We start from the raw sequence: 4,640 nt of genomic DNA, 5'->3' as shown, positions 1-4,640 counted from the left end.
CTGCATATCCGCCGTCAGCAAAGATATGCCGTAACCACGGCCACCGTTTGAGGATGGATACCAGGACTTCCCGAGCGCCGTCCCTGTCCTGAATGCCAGCAGAATGCACCATGAGCCCTACCAGCAAGCCAAGGGTATCAACGACAATGTGACGCTTGCGTCCGTTAATCCTCTTGCCCGCGTCAAAGCCCCGTATTCCGCCACTTTCCGTGGCTTTAACTGACTGGCTGTCGATGACGCCAGCCGTTGGACTGGGCTGCCTGTCAGCCTGCTCACGCGCCAGCATCACAAGCGTGTTGTTGATGGTATGAAGCAATCCTTCATCGCGCCAGCGATAGAAGTACTTCTGCACGGTCGAGAATGGCGGGAAATCGGATGGCAGAAGCCGGACGTGTAAAGCCCGCAAGTGAAGTGTTTGATCGGCTTGAGGCAAAGTATCATGCTATGGCCGAGAAGGCCGAAAATTCAGCATGAGAGTTAAGTTTTCCCATGAGTCGGAAAAAGACCTGGAACAAATCGGTGATTTCATCGCTACAGATAATCCACAGCGCGCCTATTCGTTCATGCAGGAGCTACGTCGCAAGTGCGAAGCTTAGCTGACATAGCTGATAGTTTTCCTTTGGTACGTCACTATGAGCGACACGGCTATCGGCGCCGAGTACATGGAAATTACCTGATTTTTTACTGGGTGGGTGATGATCAGGTATGGATTGTGCGTAACCTGCATGGGGCCATGGATTATGCATCCATACTGTTTGAGGATTAAAGCGGCGGTCGAAAATGTCGATCGCCAAAATTCCATGACCTGCCTGCTGTCTGCTTCAATTAACTGGGCTTAGTTGCGCACGTCACCACAACTCCGGTCTGAAGCCAGACGGTCGAGCTAATGCAGAGAACAACCAGAGTGCCGCGCGCGATTATGCGTCTGATGCAGATGACCACGTAGTTGTAGTGGCGATTTTGCCGCACATTGGATCGTGGTTCCAGTTTGGCTTCACATGGCGCACCAACCCCTCCCAATCCTTCTTGCTCATTATCGACGGCCAGACAAAACCATCAATGGTTCCATTGACAGAATGCCACTCGCGTAGCTTCTCGCGATATTCGGTCTGCCGCATTTCCTATCTATCTGGTTGCGGAATGTGGGTCGTCGGCATCTTCAACAGTGTCTATTTGACTTTGCACGATTACCGGCTATGGCCCTTTATCGAGCGCCGCGTGGACGCCAGCGATCGCCGGGACCATAAAAGTTGTGATGATAGCCTGGCCGGTCACTCCAACCAGGTCGATCGGTCCAATGCGGACGCGGCTTGCCCCATGGATCGCGACGATAACCACGTGGTCCCCAGCTGTCACTGTGATGCCATTGATTGTTATTAACAGCAAACCCTATTACCATTCCCGCAATCAGGGGAATGCCGATAGCGGCAGCAGTTGGTCCAAAATTGCTATTGGTCGTGTAAGCGCCACCTCCCGTGCGAACCGCTATATAACGAGAGGACGCCCAGCCGTCGATGCCCTGGTAATTGACACGACACCAGCCATAGCCGTTTGTACAGCCTGCCACGTTGAGAACCACACCATTGGGAATGCTGCCCATTGAAGGGTATGATGTGCCGGGGCCGGCGCGCAGATTTATCGTTGCAGTTGCAAGACCGGTAGCAGCTTCTGCATTGGTCGCCAATAAAAGTGCGAATGTAGCAATACATGATGCAATAACGGGTTTCATTATGAATTTCCTTCAGGATTTGAATACTTAAGATTATATCAGAATAAGCTTTATTGTTCTAGAAATATTTATGGCAGGCCGATCAATATGGGATGACACTTTAAGTAGCGTGAGATCGAATAGAGGCAAGGCTTTTTTCAAGATGTTTTTTGAATCTTCTGCGTTGCGGCTTGGAGAATGCCGCGGCGGCCCAAGTATCCTTGCGCTACAGTAATGAGGTGCCCCACTGATGGTTCTGTTGCAAACTTTTCGTCAAGGATGCTGGTTGTAGGGTTTTAGCTTTTCATCAGCAGAGACATTTCGATGTTCAAGGGCCGTAATTTCGATAAATCCGTTATCCTTTTATGTGTGCGATGGTATCTGGCTTACAATCTGAGCCTGCGCGATCTGAAGGAGATGATGGCCGAGCGCGGTATTACGGTGGATCATTCAACGGTTCACGACCTGTGAAAAAATCTGGTTTGGACCTGAAATATGCTATGGTTCTGGCAGTGTTTCGGGGAGGATTTGGGGATGAATCGCATGGGTCCGAAAGCATCAGTGAATGTTGCCGCGGCATCTAACGGTCATATAACTCAATCGCGAAGCAGGCCAGTTCGACTGGTGCAAGCGGATCGTCAGCAGCTTTGTTGGGAGATGCTGGATGTTGAACGGTTGGTGGATGAAGATCATCCTGTTCGGGCGATCTGGGAATTGGTTGGCCAACTTGATCTGTCTGCCTTTGCGGCAGGGATTGGTTCACTAGAAGGTGTTGCCGGGCGACCCGCCTATGATCCGCGGCTTCTGGTGAGCTTATGGATTTACTCTTATAGCCGAGGTATCGGATCTGCCCGTGAGGTGGAGCGTCGCTGTGAACACGATCCGGGCTTCCGCTGGTTGATGGGGCTCCTTGTCATCAATCATCATACCCTGTCCGACTTTCGCCTTGCCCATCGCGAAGCTCTTGATGAAATGTTCACCCAAGTACTCGCCGTGTTAAGCACAGAGGGTCTGATCGCTCTGCAGAGCGTCATGCATGACGGCACGAAAACCACTGCACAGGCGGGGCCAGGCTCTTTCAAGCAGGAAGCGCAGATCGTCAAGCATCTGGCCGCAGCACGGGATCATGTCGCTTCGATGGGAGATCCTCGTAACGGGGAGGCAACAGTCCGGCAGGCCGCTGCACGCGAACGGGCTGGTCGCGAACGCATCGAACGGCTTGAGCAGGCGCTTCTCCATGCCCAACAGATAAGTGTAGCCAAGCGCCCGGGCTATGCGCGCACCCGCCAGCGCCAAACCGGCGTTAGTTCGACAGATCCGGAAGCGCGGATCATGCGTCATGGCGATGGCCACTACGCCTTGAGTTATAACGTCCAGATCTCGACTGACGCAGCTCATGGCATTGCCGTGGGCCTGGATATTGGGCAAACGGCCCCTGACTACGAATACCTTGCTCCAGCAATTGAGCAGATTAGAAAGCGATTGGGTCAGTCACCTGATCAGATGGTAGTGGATGCAGGCTATACCAGTCGGGCGAACATTCTGGTCGCGAATGACAGAGACATTGAACTTGTTGGGCCATGGACTGAAACTGATGGCCGCACCAAGCAACGGTTTGCTCGTGTTGGGGTAACGGACGCTTTCCTGCCCGATAAGTTCCAGTACGATACGGCGTCCGACAGCTACGTTTGTCCGGAAGGCAAGATACTCACCGCTCGCTATGGCCATGTGCGACCTGGAAGAAGGATGGTGCGTTATCTGGCCAGCCCGGCTGATTGTCGGCCATGCCCCAGTCGCCGCCAATCTTGCTCAGGCAATCAGCGCTATGGGCGATCGATTGTCGTTACACACGAGGACCCTGTAGTGAGTGCGTTCCGCTCTCGGAAAAATTCGCCAGAGACAAAAGCGTTAGTCCGCGAACGTGGGCGTGTTGCAGAGTTTGTCAATGCGTGGCTGAAAGACACGCTGGGACTGCGGCGCTTTCGTGTACGCGGGTTGGCAAAGGCAGGAACGGAAGCCCTGTGGGCCCTGCTGGCCTACAATATCCGGCAATGGATCCGCCTGCGCTGGAAACCAAGAATTGCAGCGGCCACCGCCTGAAGTCCAAGCCCGCAAATACGACTAACTGCAAAGGTTGGTCCCAAAGGCCCTCGTGCACATCTTAGTCATCGGTTTGCTCTCGCATCGCTGGAGCAATGCAGCTTTGAACATTATCCAGTACCAAACTTAATAATTTCACAGGTCGTTCACCGCTGGGTTTTACACTTCAGCTCCAGATTGCTTGAGCGCTTCCATCGCCGGAAGCGTCAGGTCACGCGAAAACGGAACCTCGACGAGACCTATGTAAAGGTCTAGGCGCGTGGTTTTATCTGTATCGCGCCATCGACAGCCATGACGATACGGTCGAGTTCTACTTCACCGCAAACCGCGATCTCCAAGCTGCGAAGCGCCTTGGCGCTGTCTACGCCCAAGTCAATCAGGCGCAGGAAGTCGTGCGACAGCAGCGACGCCTCGAACAATCCAGAGGTCGAGGCCTTTCGATTTGAAAAAGACCATGGAAGATGCTATATCAGCTCGGAGTAGGAGGCAGGCCAAAGCCCACCTCCCACATCCTTAGATGATGACATTGAGCCGGATGACGAGTGTCCAGCTCTTCCGGGTTTTTGTCATTCTAAGGGTAATGATCGGCCGCCCCCTGTCGTTAGCCGGTTCGCTCCATGCGCGACTTGCAAAGTTTCGCTCTTCTGTACCAATCAGATCGGCATAGATCGCAGTGTCTTCTGGTTTGCATGGCCAAGCCAGCGTTGAACCAGATTCGTTGGAATGCCGTTTTCGACAGCGGTGACTGCAAAGCCATGACGAAGCGCTTTGGGCGATGATTGATATTCTCTGACACCGCTCTCACACATGACAGCCTTGACGTGGCGATAAG

General features: G+C 53.3%; 4 protein-coding genes and 4 pseudogenes. 5 read left to right on the top strand and 3 right to left on the bottom strand.

The window, feature by feature from the left end; translation table 11 throughout:
- A pseudogene (locus ACTJKP_RS26255) lies at positions 1-388 on the bottom strand (transposase); the annotation flags it as partial.
- On the opposite strand from ACTJKP_RS26255, the pseudogene ACTJKP_RS26250 reads away from it, so the two are divergent.
- Positions 379-474: pseudogene (locus ACTJKP_RS26250) on the top strand (type II toxin-antitoxin system ParD family antitoxin); the annotation flags it as partial. The pseudogenes ACTJKP_RS26255 and ACTJKP_RS26250 overlap by 10 nt on opposite strands.
- A 109-nt stretch (positions 475-583) precedes the next feature.
- Entirely contained in the window at positions 584-766 is a 183-nt protein-coding gene (locus ACTJKP_RS26245) for a type II toxin-antitoxin system RelE/ParE family toxin (protein ID WP_440632753.1), read from the top strand.
- A gap of 438 nt (positions 767-1,204) precedes the next feature.
- On the opposite strand, the gene ACTJKP_RS26240 is transcribed toward ACTJKP_RS26245, so the two are convergent.
- On the bottom strand, positions 1,205-1,729 hold the full coding sequence (locus tag ACTJKP_RS26240; RefSeq protein ID WP_440632752.1) for an SH3 domain-containing protein: 525 nt from the start codon (positions 1,727-1,729) through the stop codon (positions 1,205-1,207).
- Positions 1,730-2,032: 303 nt separating this feature from the next.
- On the opposite strand from ACTJKP_RS26240, the pseudogene ACTJKP_RS26235 reads away from it, so the two are divergent.
- The 3 genes and pseudogenes from ACTJKP_RS26235 to ACTJKP_RS26225 form a co-directional block, all read left to right on the top strand.
- Positions 2,033-2,170 (top strand): annotated as a pseudogene (locus tag ACTJKP_RS26235) (IS6 family transposase); the annotation flags it as partial.
- Positions 2,171-2,251: 81 nt separating this feature from the next.
- Entirely contained in the window at positions 2,252-3,808 is a 1,557-nt protein-coding gene (locus ACTJKP_RS26230; protein ID WP_440632751.1) for an IS1182 family transposase, read from the top strand.
- A 144-nt stretch (positions 3,809-3,952) separates the two neighbouring features.
- Positions 3,953-4,158 (top strand): annotated as a pseudogene (locus tag ACTJKP_RS26225) (DDE-type integrase/transposase/recombinase); the annotation flags it as partial.
- Between the two features lie 303 nt (positions 4,159-4,461).
- On the opposite strand, the gene ACTJKP_RS26220 reads toward ACTJKP_RS26225, so the two are convergent.
- Positions 4,462-4,617 carry a tyrosine-type recombinase/integrase gene (locus tag ACTJKP_RS26220; protein ID WP_440632754.1) on the bottom strand — a complete coding sequence of 52 codons (156 nt, stop codon included), beginning with the start codon at positions 4,615-4,617 and terminating at the stop codon, positions 4,462-4,464.
- Between the last annotated feature and the right edge of the window lie 23 nt (positions 4,618-4,640).

Source organism: Brucella sp. 22210, assembly GCF_052045675.1.
Classification (GTDB): Bacteria; Pseudomonadota; Alphaproteobacteria; order Rhizobiales; family Rhizobiaceae; genus Brucella.
The sequence above is the reverse complement of the archived record's forward strand: the minus strand, read 5'-3'. Positions and strand labels throughout refer to the sequence as shown.